The organism is Acinetobacter sp. AR_0276, from assembly GCF_003000705.1.
GTDB lineage: Bacteria > Pseudomonadota > Gammaproteobacteria > Pseudomonadales > Moraxellaceae > Acinetobacter > Acinetobacter nosocomialis.
Genome location: NZ_PSQO01000004.1, coordinates 2,543,377 through 2,560,088, shown reverse-complemented (window position 1 = coordinate 2,560,088; position 16,712 = coordinate 2,543,377). Strand labels below are relative to the sequence as shown.

Genomic DNA, 16,712 nt, shown 5'->3' with positions numbered 1-16,712 from the left:
AATGCCAAGCGAGTGCTTGGCATAGAAAATATCTTACTAAAATTTTAAAAGTGAAATTCTTTCAAATCGGCATAGCTTTTAAAGTGTTCAGCATAATGTAGTGCGCTCAAACGTATTTTTGCTGCGCCATCTTCATCCAAAGTTTTCACAATTTTTCCTGGTGAACCCATCACTACTGAGTTATCTGGAATCACTTTACCTTCTGGTATTAAAGCATTAGCACCGATAATACAATTTTTACCAATCACAGCCCGATTTAAAATGACGGCGTTCATACCAATCAGGCTATTATCACCAATTGTACAACCATGCAGCATGACTTTATGTCCGACCGTGACATATTCACCAATATTTAGCTCAAGTCCAGCATCAGTATGTAATACCGAATTTTCTTGAATATTAGAAAAATTACCAATGCGCACTATACAATTATCGGCACGTACTACAGCACCAAACCAAATACTGACCTGACGGCCTAATTCTACTTGTCCAATAAGCGTTGCGGTTGGAGCAACCCAGCCATCCCATGGCTCATGTAAGGCTTTTGGATGCTGTCCTTGATAGCTATACATCATAATTTATGAGTCCTGATCTTTATTTTTTATGAGAAAATTTTGGCATTCCAAACGTTGGTGAGTTCAGTAGAAATGGCCACTCTTTTTGGTAGCCTAAACCATATTTAAATAAGGCAATTAACATCCGCGCTGTGAGTCCCCAAATAATTTCATTATCAATCTGCAAGCTTGGGAAGTATAAAGATTGATGAGCATATCGAACTTCATATGGCGTCGGACGCGTCTCTATAAGTTGCTGTAAAGGCACAAAGAAAATTCGATCAATTTCGGTGGGCTGAGGAATTAAAGTTACCTCAGGAGGAATAAGCCCAACAATCGGTTTTACAGACAAGCCACTTCTTGCACGTTGCATAGGCAGATCACCTAGCAACTGTACATCAAACGGATTTAAAGCCGTCTCTTCTTGAGCCTCTCTTAGCGCTACAACAATATTACTTGTATCACTAGGGTCACGTTTGCCACCCGGAAAAGAAACCTCCCCCGCATGGTTGTTCATATGTATTGAACGGCGTGTAAGCAGTACCTTAGGATTATTTTCATTTGTAATCGCAATCAGTACTGCAGCTTGTGCTTCTTGTATGCGGGTGGAAAAGCGCAATCTTTGCTGTAACTTTTGTGTTAGCAAGTGCTCTTCCATACCATTCACCTATTATTCTGTCTCTCTTTGCATCATATCTGAAAATCAAACTTAGGGAATAGAGTTGATGCGTAAGTCTAAAAATTCAGTTATGCTGAGGCATCTCTATACTCGATGATAATTATGAGTTTCTGTGTAGCGTGTGGGCATAAAACCGAACAAAAAATTCCTTTAGGTGATCATAAAGTACGCCGTGTTTGTACTCATTGTGGAAATATTCATTATGAAAACCCCAAAGTAATCTGCGGTGCCTTAGCGTTATGGGAAGATAAAGTACTCCTCTGCCGTCGTGCAATTGAACCTCGTTATGGCTTATGGACTTTGCCCGCTGGTTATATGGAGTTGTTCGAAACCATGGAACAAGGTGCGGCGCGAGAAACTCGTGAAGAGGCAGAAGCCGAAATTGAAATAGAACAACTTTACTGTATGTACAATATTCCTCGTATTGGTCAAATTTATGTACTTTTCAAAGCCCAGCTAAAAGATGGACTTTTTGGTGCGGGTGAAGAAAGCATAGAGAGCCGATTATTCGAAGAGCATGAGATTCCATGGGGTGAACTTGCCTTTCCGAGTGTCGAACACACACTCAGACATTATTTTGAAGATCGTAAAAAACAAGTTTTTCCAACGCACCTAGAAACACTAGGAACTCGTTTAGACCATACAGGGTAATTTAGTTAATAAAAAAGACCGCTTTCGCGGTCTTTTTTTTATGGTTTTTATTTTGTCTTAATTTGATAACAATCAGCCGTTCTAATCGTTATCGTTCCACTCATTCGCTCAGCTAAAGCTTTATCCTCTTCTGTAGGAGCTGGGCTCACATCCTTAATATTATTATAGACTCGTTGATAGAAGGCATATGGATTTAACCATGAAACTGTCTTGTTATCATAAGTTGTAAGGTTAATACCATTTAACTGCCCTTGTAATAAGTTGGCAACGTTAATTTTTGCCCCACTTACAATCAGTGTTTGACTACCAGTTGCAGTAGTACCTTGAACAACATTCGAATTTAAACCAGCCAAAATACCATTGAGATTACCGAGCTTCGGTTCAGCAAAAATCATTTTTACTGTAATTGATTTGTCATTTGAAGAAGACTCTGTACCACCGGTTGTCCCTATACGAGACTAGCATCACCTTCTTTTTTCTGTAACGCACTTGCAGCTTGATGTGCCTCACTATTTGGAGCTGGGGCTGCGGCATTCGTATCTACTGCATTCGATGCTTGCGTAGTATTATCTGTTATAGCTGAACTAGAGGTTGTAGCTTCTGAAGAGTCAGAGCTTTCTGTTCCATTTGCTACAACCTGATTCGAACTAGATACTTGAGGTTGTTGTACTTGATCTTCGGCATAGATTGTCCCTGTAATGGCACTCATACTTAAGGCCAACACACTCATCTTCATCCATCGATTATTCATGTTTTTCCCACCCAATTTATTTATTTTACTAACTTTAAATTTGTCTATTTACGTTTGTAATAAAGACGCATATAGGTTTCTATCGGCTTTCCATATGTTGCAGAATGACTATCGCTGTCTAGCACAAGTCTCATGGTTGAAGCTTTATTTGCCGTACGTTCGTAATTAAACGCTGGATATTGCACATCAACAAAAGCATATTTATTGACCGTTGCATCTTCGACATGACGCATATCTGCATCTTTTAATGCCAATAGATCTTTACGCTGTGATTCAGGAACAGAAATAACAAATAAAGTATTATTATCCCAAATTTGTTTAAAACGACTTTCATCAAAGCTGATATTCCCTAAAGCAGGGTCAGCTACATATACTCTTCCATCTTTATAAGCTTTATATACGACAAAATGTTTAAAACCAGCATATGAAATAGGCACAATTGCAGGCTGACCGAGTTTAACTAAATCAGAAAACTCACCTCGGTAACCACCGCTGTCTAAACCAATTGCTGTGACAAAACGCTTCATATCAAGTAATGAGAAACTTCGGCGTTCAATAATGCGCTGATATTCACCATATTGAAGCAAACCACTCATTGTTTGCTGTTCAGTTAAACTCGTTCCCACATAGCCATTTAATAAAGTCGTAAGTGCAGCAGAGCCACAACTATAATCATAGGCTTGTCGAACAATGCCACGAAACTGGTCTTCTACAGCCGGTTTTATTGTGACAGGTTCAATATGGTTTCGATGAAATGATAAATTACGTGAATCGGCAGTCTCTGTATAATAAACAGTTCCCGGCGGCTTTTTTTCTATTTCGAAGGCTTCTGTCGCAAAGTAATACATCAATGCTGAGCCTAAAACTATCTCTAACATAAGCACTTGGTCTAAATGGTGGCCTAACCGGCCTTATTCATTTTATTCTTAGAGCAATAGCTCTACATCCCTGTGTGTTGAAGATACCTTTTTTTTTGTAAAAAACAGCTTTTTTTTAATCTTTTTGATGAATGCATAGTTTTACATTTATAAACTGTTAATTAATTCTCATTTCAAATGTTTTATATTCTTTCTTATTATATAAGCTAATATTATTTAAATAGAAAAGTATAGATATTAGTTTTATTAAGATAAATAAAAAAGCGCGTATAAACGCGCTTTTTATCAGTCTTTAAATTAGTGACCAGAAATAGTAATTGTAGAAGTCCCTACATTTAAACCTTGAATTTCTAAATCACCAATTGAAGCATTACCCGCTGCACCTAGGTGTACGCCCTGTGCATAAACGTTCATACCTTGCGTACTGTTATTTTGGATACGTAAGCCTGTAGGAACAACAGAAATATTCGCATTTACATCCAAGTCACCAGTTGTATTACCTGAACCACGAACCATTACTTTGTCTAGGACAATTTTACCACCACCAGCAGCATCATTAATACCGAAGTTAGATAATGTTAAACCACCTTGCAAGCTAGAGTTCACTTTGATCATTGCGCCTTGCGGAGTTGAACCTAACTGAACATTTGCAGAAATTTGACCCAAAGATAAATCTAAACCAGAGATAATTTCAGTTGGAGCAGTTTCAGTAATACCACGTACAGCCGTAGTTGTATTTAATGTACCAGAAGTACCTACACCAATTGAACCAACATGCACGTCAACCGCACCTACTGTTGCTGCAACGTTTAAGAAAGCACCATTTGAACCTGAAGCACCATTTGTATCAATCGCTAAATCTAAAAGGTTACCTGTACCTTTTTGAGTTACCGTAACACCACTAATTGCGATTGAACCCGCTGTACCTGAAGCGCCAGTAATACCTGTTGATGTTGCTAAACCATCATTATCGTGTAGGTATAATTTATCGATAGAAATACCACCAGAACCCAAAGCAATACCGATATTAATACCGTCTTGACCTGTAGCAGCACTAAGCGCTGCATCATCCATTGATTGCATTGCCATAGCATTTGCACTGATAGCTAAAGAAGAAACTAAAGCAAGTTTAGTGAACATTTTCATTGAGCACTCTCCCAAGAGCATTTATTTTTTGACTTAACCACTCTTACTGTCTCAAGTTGCATTTTTCTTTTGTGGCAACCGAAACTTCCAATCCTTGAGTAGTTTTGCTTAGCAATTACTAAATTACAGCTACGTTAATTTTTGTTCAACTACTGTAATGCATTTTTTGCCAATTACCCGACAAACGGTACCGATATTGATCGCCCGTTCGAATTCATAAATTATTAGCAAAACTGAAGAATTGTTCGGTTGTTTTTTCCACGAAATATTAAACTCTTTCGACTCATCCGTTTGATGGACTAGAAGTTGTAGTAAACTATGTCACCTCTTCCAAGTACTTATATGTTTAAAATGTCTCAGTTAAAGAAAAAAATCTCTTTAGAAAGCTCTCAATCTGCTGCCGATATTTTAAAAAAATTAGAAGAGTTAATCGGGCTTGTATATCTTCATGATGACAACAATCCGGTTATTGGGTTTCTTCCAAATAAATATTTAATTATTCAAAATCATAAAAATTTTTTATTTGAAAAATCGGACCTAAATAATTATCAAACTTCATCTGACATACAGAGTCTTATAGATTTTTCTCAATTTCAATCCCCAGATCTAAAAAACAAAAATATTGAAACTATAAGCTTTAATGGAGGTTATATTGGTTTTATTAGCTATGACTTCTCTGCGAATCAATTTATAAATAATCAATTACATGAACAACCTTCTTTATTTATAGGTTGCTATCATTCTTTTATTAAAAATATAAATAATGAATGGTATTTTTTTAGCGATGACAATAATGCATTAGAAATTTTTAAATATATTTCAGATTTACTCAAAAAACCTTCTCCTAAACTAAAAAATAATATTTTTAAATTAGAAGAAAATATTCATCCTCGTTGGACTAAAAATAAATACTTAACTGCCTTTCATAAAATACAAGAATATATTAAAGCAGGAGATTGTTATCAAATTAACCTTACTCAAGAATTCAGTGCAAATTTTACCGGCTCATTATTAAATAAAGCAGAAGAGTTGTGGAATTTAACTAATGCTCCATATGCTGGTTATTTGAAGTTAGAAAATTTTGAGTTATTAAGCTGCTCTCCTGAATTATTTATTGAGTTTGATGTAGATAAGCAAATTAAAACCAGACCGATCAAAGGAACTATGCCTCGTTTTAAAAATGAAGAACAAGATTTACTTTCAAAGCAAACCTTAAAAAACTCTAAAAAAGATCAAGCAGAAAATGTCATGATTGTTGATTTATTACGTAATGATTTGAGCATTTATGCCAATACTGGCTCGGTAAAAACAACGAAGTTATTTGAAATTGAAAGTTTCAATCAAGTTCATCACATGGTAAGTGAAGTTACGGCTACACTTAAAAATGATATTAATCCTATGCAAATGTTACTCACTGCTTTACCAGGGGGGTCAATTACAGGTGCCCCTAAAATTCGAGCAATGCAAATTATTGAAGAGTTAGAAGGTGCGCCAAGAGGAGCATATTGCGGGACTCTGGGATATTTTAATTTCGATGGCACGGGACGTTGGAATATTTTAATTCGCAGTTTTCAACAATATCAAAACCAACTCTCTATTTGGGCGGGTGGCGGTATTACAATTGCCTCAGAAGCTGAGGCTGAATATCAAGAAAGTCTTGATAAAATCTCTGCTATGCTGAACTTAGTGAACAGCACAGCAGAATAAATATTAAAGAATATCTTGCTTCAATGTTTGAACTAAACGCGCATTTTGTTCATCAGTTCCAACCGTAATACGTAAAAACTGATTAATGCGAGGCTTATTGAAATAACGGACAATAACGCCCTGCTCACGCAACTTTTGTGCTAATTGCCCAGCATCATATTGCGAATGCGTAGCGAATATAAAATTCGCTTTCGATGGCAAGACATTAAAGCCAAGTTCCGTTAAATCACGAACAAGTTTTTCTCGACTTATAATGACCTTTTGACACTGTTCTTCAAAATAGACTTGATCTTCAAAAGAAGCGACAGCCGCTGCAATAGCAAATCGATCAATTGGATATGAATTAAAACTATTTTTTACCGCTTCAAGTGCTGCAATCAAATGTGACTGAGCAATCGCAAATCCAACGCGTAAACCAGCCAAAGAACGAGACTTTGAAGTTGTTTGGCACACCACAAGATTTTCATAACGGTTTACCAAACTTACAGCTGACTCAGCACCAAAATCAACATAAGCTTCATCAATCACAACCACACGGTCTGGATTAGCTTGTAACACTTGTTCAATCTCTGCCAAGCTTAACGCAATACTGGTTGGTGCATTTGGGTTGGTAATAATAACTCCACCATTAGGCTGAGTATAATCTTTGACATCAATCTCGAAATTCTCATTGAGTGGAATTTCTTTTGTTTTTGTTCCAAAAAACTGGCTATAAACTGGGTAAAAACTATAAGTGATATCTGGATATAGAATCGGTTCTTCTTGAAGGAAAAATGCTTTAAAAATATGAGCAAGCACCTCATCAGAACCATTACCTACAAAAACTTGAGATACATCAATATCCTGTTGCTTAGCAATCGCTTGTTTTAAAGCTGTAGCATCCGGATCTGGATATAGACGAAGCGCATCAGCTTGTTCATGTAATACCGCTTGAACTGCTTCTACTACTTTGGGTGATGGCGGATATGGATTTTCGTTAGTATTTAACTTTAATAAATTTTGGATTTTTGGTTGTTCACCTGGCACATAAGGCTCTAGTTCACGAACCTCAGGACTCCAAAAACGCATTTGTGCTGTAGATACAGTCATAGTCTTATCTCAAAAAAGGGCTGAAAGTCAGCCCTGAATAATCATTAAAAATACTAAAAGGCTTAAAGCTTATTGATAACGATAACGAGCCGAACGTGCATGGGCATCAAGATTTTCTTGGACAGCAAGGACATCGGCCGTCTTAGCTAATGTTTTAACGCCCTCTTTTGAGCACATGATCAAGCTAGAACGCTTTTGAAAATCATATACACCAAGTGGCGATGAGAAGCGCGCTGTACCAGATGTTGGTAATACGTGATTTGGGCCAGCACAGTAATCACCAATTGCTTCAGGTGTATAACGTCCCATGAAAATTGCGCCTGCATGACGAATGTCTTCGCTCATTGCTTCAGCATCATCAAGACATAACTCCAAATGCTCTGGTGCAACCTGATTAATCAAATCAACAGCTTCTGCACGGTTTTTTACTAAAACTAAAGCCCCACGATTTTCAATCGATGTACATGCAATATCAGCTTTTGGCAATTCACTTAAATGTTTTTCAACTGCAGACTCTACAGCTTCTAGCAATGCTTCATCTGGAGTAATGAAAATAGCTTGAGCCACTGTGTCATGTTCAGCTTGAGATAATACATCCATCGCTAACCATTCAGCGTTATTTACACCTTCTGCATATACTAAAATTTCAGAAGGCCCAGCAATCATATCGATACCAACCTGACCAAATACAGCACGTTTTGCTGCTGCTACAAATCGGTTTCCAGGGCCCGTAATTTTATCAACACGTGGAACGGTCTGAGTACCATAAGCTAAAGCAGCAACAGCTTGTGCACCACCAATAGTAAATACTCGGCTAACACCAGCTAAATAAGCAGCAGCTAAAACGAGTGGATTTAGTTCACCATTTGGCGCAGGCACAACCATAATAATTTCAGGTACACCTGCCACATGTGCAGGCACTGCATTCATAAGTACTGATGAAGGATAAGATGCAAGTCCGCCTGGTACGTAAATACCAACACGGTCAAGTGGAGTCACTTTTTGTCCTAAGGTGTTACCTAAATCATCTACATAAGTCCAGCTATCTTGTTTCTGAGCCTCATGAAATGTACGAATACGATCAGCCGCGAGTTGTAGGGCCTCACGAATCTCTTGGTTTAAACCATCAAAAGCAGCTTTAAGTTGTTGTTGAGACAATTCTAGATCGGAAAATTGATGCGCTGGATGTCGATCGAACTGTTGAGTAAGTTTTAAAACATGATCATCACCATGCTGACGAACATCAGCAATAATTTGATCTACTGTTTGAACTAAATTAGGATCATTAACAGTTTCAAAAGCCAAAAGCTCGGCAAAAACCTGTTTGAAGTTCTGATCTTGAGTCGATAAACGTCGCATCAATTTACCCACAAGGCGAAAAAGAAAAACCAAGTTTACTCTTTTTCTAGACTCTTGTGGGCATCATATCTACAACTATCGCAAAAGCATGATAGGAAATTACTTTTAACGTGATTGAACAGCCTGTTCAAGTTGGGAAATGATTGGGTTCAATAAAACCTGTTTACGCTTAAAGCTCGCTTTATTGACAATAAGACGTGAAGATACTTTGCAAATTTCTTCTAATGGTTCAAGGCCATTTGCTCGCAAAGTATTTCCGGTATCCACGACGTCAACAATATAATCACCTAAACCAACGAGTGGTGCCAGCTCCATAGAACCATAAAGCTTAATAACATCCACCTGCTCACCTAAGCTTGCATAGTATTGACGTGTTAGATTGACGTACTTAGTCGCAATTTTTAGACGACCTTTTGGACGTTCCATTCCTACTTTACCAGCAGTCATTAATTTACATTTCGCAATCTGCAGGTCTAATAGCTCATAAACATGCTGAGCACCATGTTCCATAAGCACGTCTTTACCAGCTACACCTAAGTCAGCTGCACCATTCTCAACATAAGTTGGCACATCAGACGCACGTAAAATCAAAATACGAACTTGCTTGTGAGTGGTAGGAAAAATTAACTTACGCGATTTTTCCGGGTCTTCAAGTAGGTTAATACCTGCTGTAGCAAGTAAAGGTAAAGTTTCTTTTAAAATACGTCCTTTACTCAGTGCCAAGGTCAAACCATGATCAAAATTACCCATTACGTTAAAATTAGGATCATCGTTTCTTACGTCATTCATTAACTTACTCGCTTAATTTTGGCACCTAAACCTTGAAGTTTTTCTTCGACATGCTCATAACCACGGTCAATATGGTAGATACGGTCAATTAATGTATCACCTTCAGCAACCAAAGCCGCTAAAACCAAAGAGAATGAAGCACGTAAATCTGTTGCCATTACAGGTGCTGCCTGTAATTTTTCAACACCAGTCACAACAGCATCATGACCTTCAACCTGAATATTAGCACCCATACGTGACAATTCAGGAACGTGCATGAAACGATTTTCAAAAATGGTTTCAGAAATCGTTGCAAAGCCACGACCAATTGCATTTACAGCCATAATTTGTGCTTGCATATCAGTCGGGAATTCAGGATGCGGCAACGTTCTAAAGCTTACTGCTTTAGGACGCTTACCCAACATATCCAATTCAATCCAGTCGTCGCCACGGGTCACTTCAGCACCCATTTCTTCAAACTTGTCTAAAACAGATTCAAGTAATGAAGGATCTGTATGTGTTGTTTTTACACGACCACCAGTAATAGCCGCTGCAGCCAAGTAAGAACCTGTTTCAATACGGTCTGCAACAACTGCATATTCACAACCATGTAGACTTTCAACACCAGTAACAACGAGTGTATCGGTATCTATACCTTCAATTTTTGCGCCCATTTTAATAAGCATTTGGGCAAGGTCAGTAATTTCAGGTTCACGCGCAGCATTACGAATTGTAGTTACACCATCCGCTAAAGCAGCCGCCATTAAAATATTCTCAGTACCGCCGACAGTGACCATATCGAAGACTACTTCACCGCCTTTAAGTCGACCATCTACAGTCGCATGGACATAACCATTTTCGACTTCGATATGAGCACCTAACGCTTCTAAGGCTTTTAAGTGTTGATCTACTGGTCGAGAGCCAATTGCACATCCGCCAGGTAATGAAACTTTGGCATTTCCGTAACGCGCTAATAATGGTCCTAAAACCAAAATAGATGCACGCATCGTTTTTACCAGTTCATAAGGCGCAAACTGATTATCTAAAGTAGAGGTATCAGCTTTAACGGTATCGTTCTCATAACTGATCGTGACGCCTAAACCACCAATTAATTTCACCAAAGTATTTACATCTTTAAGATTTGGAACATTGGTTAATGTAATTGGAGAGTCAGCAAGAATCATTGCCGCAAGTAATGGTAAAGCCGCATTTTTAGCACCAGAAATGCGTACTTCCCCTTCGAGCTTAACACCGCCCGTAATTAAAAATTTATCCATTAATATTTAAGCTCCGAAAAGGCTTGCTTTGCGCCATTCATCTTTGGTCATCGCACGAATTGTTACGGCATGAACTTCGCCACTTGCAATATAAGTATTTAATGGTGCATAAACTGCTTGTTGACGGGCAACAGTACGCTTACCCTCAAATTGATCATCCACAATACGGAGGTCAAATTTTCCAGCCTGTCCGCTCACCGCTACTTCCGCTTCAGGAAAAGCTTCTTTTAAAATTTGAGTGAGCTGTTCACTATTCATTGCAAAGACCTCTGGCACAACCTACGGTGTAAAACGAAGTATTTTACTATAACTTTTTCAAAGAATTCAGTACGTGTTTATATTTTATCAATAAAAAAGAGGCTATATTTCAAGCCTCTCTCAATTATTAAAAACTTATTAAATAGAAACAGCAACTTGTGAATACGTACATTGCATTTTCCGATATTTTAACAATTGTTTTTTTAGTTTTTCAGTCAGTTTTTTAATTGAAGTATACATATCATCTGCTGTTGCTTGAGCAAATAGTTCAATTCCCGGTAACCGGACTATTGCTTCGGCCACATGATTAGAACTACCTTTATGCGATCGCTTATCAATCTGATGATCTTTGGTTAATTTAATCTGCATACTATTCACCTGATCAAGATGTTTTGTTAACTGATTAAATTTTGCTTTAATATTTTCTTCTATAGCTGGTGTAATTGCTAAATGATGTCCACGAATCGTTATTTGCATAATTCTATCCCTCACCTTTTTGGGTTATATAAAGAAGAACTAAAACGATTTAATGCAATCTAAAAAAGATGATTTGGGACAATTAAATCATTCTAGCTACTCCTTTTGGTGAAATTGAAATTTCATTATTTCGTCATAATGAATATCTAGAATAGTCATACTTCAAAATCTAGATCAAGACTTTTCTTTCGGATGACGATGGAATATGTAACGATTCTCGATATTTTGCTACAGTCCTTCTAGCCACTTCTATCCCTTCATCTTTTAACAAAGCAGCAATTGCATTATCAGACAATGGTTTACGTGGATTTTCATTGGATACCAACTTTTTAATCATAGCTCGAATGGCGGTAGAGGAAGCCTCCCCGCCTGCTGTTGTTCCCACGTGACTAGAAAAGAAGTATTTCAACTCAAAAAGTCCACGTGGTGTTAGCATATATTTATTTGTTGTGACCCGAGAAACTGTAGACTCATGTAATTCCACTTCCTCAGCAACGTCCCGTAGTACCAACGGTTTCATTGCTTCAGGACCTATTTCAAGAAATGCTTTTTGATGCTCAACAATACAAGTCGCAACTTTTAATAAAGTTTTATGGCGTTCATCAATGCTCTTTATAAAATTCTTAGCTTCAAGCATCTGATTACGTAGATATAAATTATCATCACTTTGATCTGCTCTACGAATCATGCTTGAATAAAAAGAATTAATTCTTAGTTTTGGCATCACATCAGGATTTAACTGAACTTGCCAATGTAAATCCTTCTTAGCAACTACTACATCAGGAATTTGATATTCTGATTCTTGCTTTTCAAAATCCATACCTGGGTAAGGCTTTAATGTCTTTAGTAAATCAACTGCAAACTTTAACTGATCTTTAGAAAGACCTGTTTGCTTTAATAATTTATTGAGATCGTTCGCAATCAATAACTCATAATATTGAAGAAGATTTTTAGCTTCTTTTAAATATTCAGTTTCTTTAGGTAAAAACTCTAACTGAACTTTTAAACATTCGGCAAGATTACGAGCACCAATGCCAATTGGATCAAGCCGTTGTATATGCTTTAAAACAACTAAAACTTCATCTTCCTCAACATCTTCCTCAATATCCATATCATTTAATAGATGTTGTACAGCTAAGATTATCTCTTCTATCTCAGCATCTAAAAATCCCTTATCATCTAAGGCATCCACAATACAATAAGCAATCAACTGATCTATTTTTGAAAAATGCAATAAATTGACTTGTTCTAACATATGCTCTTTAAGTGTCATCTGAACTTGACGGTTATCCTCACGCTCTTCAAATTCAGGTGTAGCTAGAGCTGTAGACTGATGGGTATAAATGTCATCCCACTCAGTATCGACAGGTAAATCATCAGGTAAATGGTTTGCATTTAACTCTGTAGTAAGATCATCTGCCTCTTTTTTTTCTAAAGTGGATAAACTTTCTGCTATTGATTCATCTTCCACTTTTTCAAGTAATGGATTACTATCTAATTGAATTTGAATTTCTTGCTCTAATTCTAAACTTGAGAGCTGCAGTAAACGGATTGCCTGCTGCAATTGAGGTGTTAACGATAAAGAGTTCGCAACTTTCAATCCAACAGATAATTTCATATATTTCTCTTTCCAAAAAACAAGCAAAAATCATGCCTATTCATTATTTATAGCATATAGTAATGGTTTATCCTATATATTGACTCAGCATTTCATGAGAAAAGTAGTAATTTAATCTTCTAAAATAATATTAAGGTTATTTTGAGTTATATCTAATGATCGATTGAGGATAATCAAAAAAGATTATTGCTTCATGAATTAAATTTTCACTTTATTTCGCGCAATAAAAAACACCCCCACTCTTTAGAATGGGGGTGTTTAGAATAATGAGCTGGCGATGACTTACTCTCACATGGGTAACCCCACACTACCATCAGCGCTAAGAGGTTTCACTTCTGAGTTCGGGAAGGGATCAGGTGGTTCACTCTTGCTATGGTCGCCAGCACAACTGTTTATGGATACTTGCTTTGGTCTTATTGACTGCCGAAGCGTTTTCCAAATCTTTACAGATTGGGCTGATTGAATCTGACTGTGTTCATTTTATCTAGTGGAATAACTAAATCAAGTTTGTTTGTAGATTTATGAATCGATTGATACTTTGTATACAACTGCTTGGGTGTTGTATAGTCAAGCCTCACGAGCAATTAGTATTGGTCAGCTTCACATATCACTATGCTTCCACATCCAACCTATCAACGTCCTAGTCTCGAACGGCTCTTTAGAGGAATAAATTCCTAGGGAAATCTTATCTTGAGGTAGGCTTCCCGCTTAGATGCTTTCAGCGGTTATCCCTTCCGAACATAGCTACCCGGCGATGCGACTGGCGTCACAACCGGTACACCAGAGGTTCGTCCACTCTGGTCCTCTCGTACTAGGAGCAGATCCTCTCAAATTTCCAGCGCCCACGGTAGATAGGGACCGAACTGTCTCACGACGTTCTAAACCCAGCTCGCGTACCTCTTTAAATGGCGAACAGCCATACCCTTGGGACCTGCTTCAGCCCCAGGATGAGATGAGCCGACATCGAGGTGCCAAACACCGCCGTCGATATGAACTCTTGGGCGGTATCAGCCTGTTATCCCCAGAGTACCTTTTATCCGTTGAGCGATGGCCCTTCCATACAGAACCACCGGATCACTAAGACCTACTTTCGTACCTGCTCGACTTGTGGGTCTCGCAGTTAAGCGCGCTTTTGCCTTTATACTCTACGCGTGATTTCCGACCACGCTGAGCGCACCTTCGTACTCCTCCGTTACTCTTTAGGAGGAGACCGCCCCAGTCAAACTACCCACCAGACACGGTCCTCGTCCCGGATAACGGGACAGAGTTAGAACCTCAACATTACCAGGGTGGTATTTCAAGGACGGCTCCATTGGAACTAGCGTTCCAACTTCAAAGCCTCCCACCTATCCTACACAAGTAAGGTCAAAGTTCAGTGTCAAGCTGCAGTAAAGGTTCACGGGGTCTTTCCGTCTAGCCGCGGGTACACTGCATCTTCACAGCGATTTCGATTTCACTGAGCCTCTGCTGGAGACAGCGCCGCCATCATTATGCCATTCGTGCAGGTCGGAACTTACCCGACAAGGAATTTCGCTACCTTAGGACCGTTATAGTTACGGCCGCCGTTTACTGGGGCTTCGATCAAGAGCTTCGCTTACGCTAACCCCATCAATTAACCTTCCAGCACCGGGCAGGCATCACACCCTATACGTCCACTTTCGTGTTTGCAGAGTGCTATGTTTTTAATAAACAGTTGCAGCGGCCTGGTTTCTGCGGCTGTCATCAGCTCAGGAAGCAAGTTCCATCACCAACAACAGCGTACCTTCTCCCGAAGTTACGGTACCATTTTGCCTAGTTCCTTCAGCAGAGTTCTCTCAAGCGCCTTGGTCTACTCGACCTGACCACCTGTGTCGGTTTCGGGTACGATTCCTGTGTAACTGAAGCTTAGAGACTTTTCCTGGAAGCATGGTATCAGCCACTTCGCTGTACAAGTACAGCTTGCTATCGGATCTCAGTATAGAGTACCCCGGATTTGCCTAAGATACATACCTACATCCTTCCACCTGGACAACCAACGCCAGGCTGACTTAACCTTCTCCGTCCTCTCATCGCATTACACAGAAGTATTGGAATATTAACCAATTTCCCATCGACTACGCCTTTCGGCCTCGCCTTAGGGGTCGACTCACCCAGCCCCGATTAACGTTGGACTGGAACCCTTGGTCTTTCGGCGAACGGGTTTTTCACCCGTTTTGTCGTTACTCACGTCAGCATTCGCACTTCTGATACCTCCAGCATACTTCTCAATACACCTTCATCGGCTTACAGAACGCTCCCCTACCACTTGACTAATGTCAAATCCGCAGCTTCGGCACATAGTTTTAGCCCCGTTACATCTTCCGCGCAGGCCGACTCGACTAGTGAGCTATTACGCTTTCTTTAAAGGGTGGCTGCTTCTAAGCCAACCTCCTAGCTGTCTATGCCTTCCCACATCGTTTCCCACTTAACTATGATTTTGGGGCCTTAGCTGGCGGTCTGGATTGTTTTCCTCTTGACTACGGACGTTAGCACCCGCAGTCTGTCTCCCGGATAGTACTCATAGGTATTCGGAGTTTGCATCGGTTTGGTAAGTCGGGATGACCCCCTAGCCGAAACAGTGCTCTACCCCCTATGGTATTCGTCCGAGGCGCTACCTAAATAGCTTTCGGGGAGAACCAGCTATCACCAGGCTTGATTAGCCTTTCACCCCTATCCACAAGTCATCCCCTGGCTTTTCAACGACAGTGGGTTCGGTCCTCCAGTTAGTGTTACCCAACCTTCAACCTGCTCATGGATAGATCGCCTGGTTTCGGGTCTATACCCAGCAACTAAACGCCCTATTAAGACTCGATTTCTCTACGGCTCCCCTATACGGTTAACCTCGCTACTGAATATAAGTCGCTGACCCATTATACAAAAGGTACGCAGTCACACCACGAAGGTGCTCCCACTGCTTGTATGCATGCGGTTTCAGGATCTATTTCACTCCCCTCACAGGGGTTCTTTTCGCCTTTCCCTCACGGTACTGGTTCACTATCGGTCAGTCAGGAGTATTTAGCCTTGGAGGATGGTCCCCCCATATTCAGACAAGGTTTCACGTGCCTCGCCCTACTCGTCATCATTATGTGTGCCCTTTCGTGTACGGGAATATCACCCTCTACGTTCGCACTTCCCAGAGCGTTCCACTAAAACACACATAACTTAATGGGCTGATCCCCGTTCGCTCGCCGCTACTGAGGGAATCTCAATTGATTTCTTTTCCTAAGGGTACTGAGATGTTTCACTTCCCCTCGTTCGCCTTGCAACACTATGTATTCATGTTGCAATACCTACCTTAAAGTAGGTGGGTTCCCCCATTCAGACATCTCCGGATCAAAGGATATTTGCCGCCTCCCCGGAGCTTTTCGCAGGCTATCACGTCTTTCATCGCCTCTGACTGCCAAGGCATCCACCACATGCACTTAATTACTTGACTATACAACCCCAAACAGTCGACGTTACCTACAAGTTAGTAACTTCAA

At 39.6% G+C, this 16,712-nt stretch carries 13 protein-coding genes, 2 rRNA genes and 2 pseudogenes; 2 read left to right on the top strand and 15 right to left on the bottom strand.

Annotated features, from left to right (window positions below; all coding sequences use genetic code 11):
- Nucleotides 1–44 precede the first annotated feature (44 nt).
- A complete protein-coding gene (locus CSB87_RS13065) occupies nt 45–572 on the bottom strand; it encodes a gamma carbonic anhydrase family protein (RefSeq protein ID WP_079377068.1) in 528 nt (175 codons plus the stop codon).
- Nucleotides 573–594: 22 nt separating this feature from the next.
- On the bottom strand, nt 595–1,221 hold the full coding sequence (locus tag CSB87_RS13060) for a CoA pyrophosphatase (protein WP_006581515.1): 627 nt from the start codon (nt 1,219–1,221) through the stop codon (nt 595–597).
- Nucleotides 1,222–1,335: 114 nt separating this feature from the next.
- Between CSB87_RS13060 and CSB87_RS13055 the strand changes: the two genes are divergently transcribed.
- Nucleotides 1,336–1,884 carry an NUDIX hydrolase gene (locus CSB87_RS13055; protein ID WP_000006666.1) on the top strand — a complete coding sequence of 183 codons (549 nt, stop codon included), beginning with the start codon at nt 1,336–1,338 and terminating at the stop codon, nt 1,882–1,884.
- A 47-nt stretch (nt 1,885–1,931) separates the two neighbouring features.
- On the opposite strand, the pseudogene CSB87_RS13050 reads toward CSB87_RS13055, so the two are convergent.
- The 4 genes and pseudogenes from CSB87_RS13050 to CSB87_RS13035 all read right to left on the bottom strand — a co-directional run.
- A pseudogene (locus CSB87_RS13050) lies at nt 1,932–2,339 on the bottom strand (protein FilF); the annotation flags it as partial.
- Nucleotides 2,340–2,341: 2 nt separating this feature from the next.
- A pseudogene (locus CSB87_RS13045) lies at nt 2,342–2,635 on the bottom strand (hypothetical protein); the annotation flags it as partial.
- Between the two features lie 44 nt (nt 2,636–2,679).
- Nucleotides 2,680–3,513: a C39 family peptidase gene (locus CSB87_RS13040; RefSeq protein WP_009499867.1), complete on the bottom strand. Its 834-nt coding sequence runs from the start codon at nt 3,511–3,513 to the stop codon at nt 2,680–2,682.
- A gap of 297 nt (nt 3,514–3,810) precedes the next feature.
- Nucleotides 3,811–4,659: a DUF6160 family protein gene (locus CSB87_RS13035; protein ID WP_002050459.1), complete on the bottom strand. Its 849-nt coding sequence runs from the start codon at nt 4,657–4,659 to the stop codon at nt 3,811–3,813.
- Between the two features lie 351 nt (nt 4,660–5,010).
- Between CSB87_RS13035 and CSB87_RS13030 the strand changes: the two genes are divergently transcribed.
- A complete protein-coding gene (locus tag CSB87_RS13030; protein WP_085946332.1) occupies nt 5,011–6,366 on the top strand; it encodes an anthranilate synthase component I family protein in 1,356 nt (451 codons plus the stop codon).
- Nucleotides 6,367–6,369: 3 nt separating this feature from the next.
- On the opposite strand, the gene hisC is transcribed toward CSB87_RS13030, so the two are convergent.
- From hisC to CSB87_RS12985, 9 genes are all read right to left on the bottom strand, one after another.
- Nucleotides 6,370–7,455, bottom strand: coding sequence for a histidinol-phosphate transaminase (gene hisC / locus CSB87_RS13025; RefSeq protein ID WP_006582173.1), 1,086 nt, complete (start codon nt 7,453–7,455; stop codon nt 6,370–6,372).
- Nucleotides 7,456–7,524: 69 nt separating this feature from the next.
- The gene (gene hisD, locus CSB87_RS13020; RefSeq protein WP_009499874.1) at nt 7,525–8,814 is read right to left on the bottom strand and encodes a histidinol dehydrogenase; all 1,290 of its coding nucleotides are present in this window, start codon (nt 8,812–8,814) and stop codon (nt 7,525–7,527) included.
- A 105-nt stretch (nt 8,815–8,919) separates the two neighbouring features.
- The gene (gene hisG, locus CSB87_RS13015) at nt 8,920–9,603 is read right to left on the bottom strand and encodes an ATP phosphoribosyltransferase (RefSeq protein WP_001000724.1); all 684 of its coding nucleotides are present in this window, start codon (nt 9,601–9,603) and stop codon (nt 8,920–8,922) included.
- A complete protein-coding gene (murA, locus tag CSB87_RS13010; protein WP_004710509.1) occupies nt 9,603–10,859 on the bottom strand; it encodes a UDP-N-acetylglucosamine 1-carboxyvinyltransferase in 1,257 nt (418 codons plus the stop codon). The genes hisG and murA overlap by 1 nt, the downstream gene beginning before the upstream one ends.
- Nucleotides 10,860–10,865: 6 nt before the next feature.
- On the bottom strand, nt 10,866–11,117 hold the full coding sequence (ibaG, locus tag CSB87_RS13005; protein ID WP_002050455.1) for a BolA family iron metabolism protein IbaG: 252 nt from the start codon (nt 11,115–11,117) through the stop codon (nt 10,866–10,868).
- A 138-nt stretch (nt 11,118–11,255) separates the two neighbouring features.
- Nucleotides 11,256–11,594, bottom strand: a complete 339-nt coding sequence (gene hpf / locus CSB87_RS13000; protein WP_001167461.1) for a ribosome hibernation-promoting factor, HPF/YfiA family — start codon at nt 11,592–11,594, stop codon at nt 11,256–11,258.
- 169 nt (nt 11,595–11,763) lie between these two features.
- Nucleotides 11,764–13,212 carry an RNA polymerase factor sigma-54 gene (locus CSB87_RS12995; protein WP_002050391.1) on the bottom strand — a complete coding sequence of 483 codons (1,449 nt, stop codon included), beginning with the start codon at nt 13,210–13,212 and terminating at the stop codon, nt 11,764–11,766.
- Between the two features lie 269 nt (nt 13,213–13,481).
- Nucleotides 13,482–13,596 (bottom strand): 5S ribosomal RNA (gene rrf, locus CSB87_RS12990).
- Nucleotides 13,597–13,775: 179 nt separating this feature from the next.
- Nucleotides 13,776–16,666: ribosomal RNA gene (locus tag CSB87_RS12985) — 23S ribosomal RNA — on the bottom strand.
- Nucleotides 16,667–16,712: the final 46 nt, after the last annotated feature.

Coding starts and splice junctions, on each gene's coding strand:
- CSB87_RS13065 (WP_079377068.1), bottom strand. CDS start 572: ATGTATAGCTATCAAGGACAGCATCCAAAAGCCTTACATGAGCCATGG.
- CSB87_RS13055 (WP_000006666.1), top strand. CDS start 1,336: ATGAGTTTCTGTGTAGCGTGTGGGCATAAAACCGAACAAAAAATTCCT.
- CSB87_RS13040 (WP_009499867.1), bottom strand. CDS start 3,513: ATGTTAGAGATAGTTTTAGGCTCAGCATTGATGTATTACTTTGCGACA.
- CSB87_RS13035 (WP_002050459.1), bottom strand. CDS start 4,659: ATGAAAATGTTCACTAAACTTGCTTTAGTTTCTTCTTTAGCTATCAGT.
- CSB87_RS13030 (WP_085946332.1), top strand. CDS start 5,011: ATGTCTCAGTTAAAGAAAAAAATCTCTTTAGAAAGCTCTCAATCTGCT.
- hisC (WP_006582173.1), bottom strand. CDS start 7,455: ATGACTGTATCTACAGCACAAATGCGTTTTTGGAGTCCTGAGGTTCGT.
- hisD (WP_009499874.1), bottom strand. CDS start 8,814: ATGCGACGTTTATCGACTCAAGATCAGAACTTCAAACAGGTTTTTGCC.
- hisG (WP_001000724.1), bottom strand. CDS start 9,603: ATGAATGACGTAAGAAACGATGATCCTAATTTTAACGTAATGGGTAAT.
- murA (WP_004710509.1), bottom strand. CDS start 10,859: ATGGATAAATTTTTAATTACGGGCGGTGTTAAGCTCGAAGGGGAAGTA.
- ibaG (WP_002050455.1), bottom strand. CDS start 11,117: ATGAATAGTGAACAGCTCACTCAAATTTTAAAAGAAGCTTTTCCTGAA.
- hpf (WP_001167461.1), bottom strand. CDS start 11,594: ATGCAAATAACGATTCGTGGACATCATTTAGCAATTACACCAGCTATA.
- CSB87_RS12995 (WP_002050391.1), bottom strand. CDS start 13,212: ATGAAATTATCTGTTGGATTGAAAGTTGCGAACTCTTTATCGTTAACA.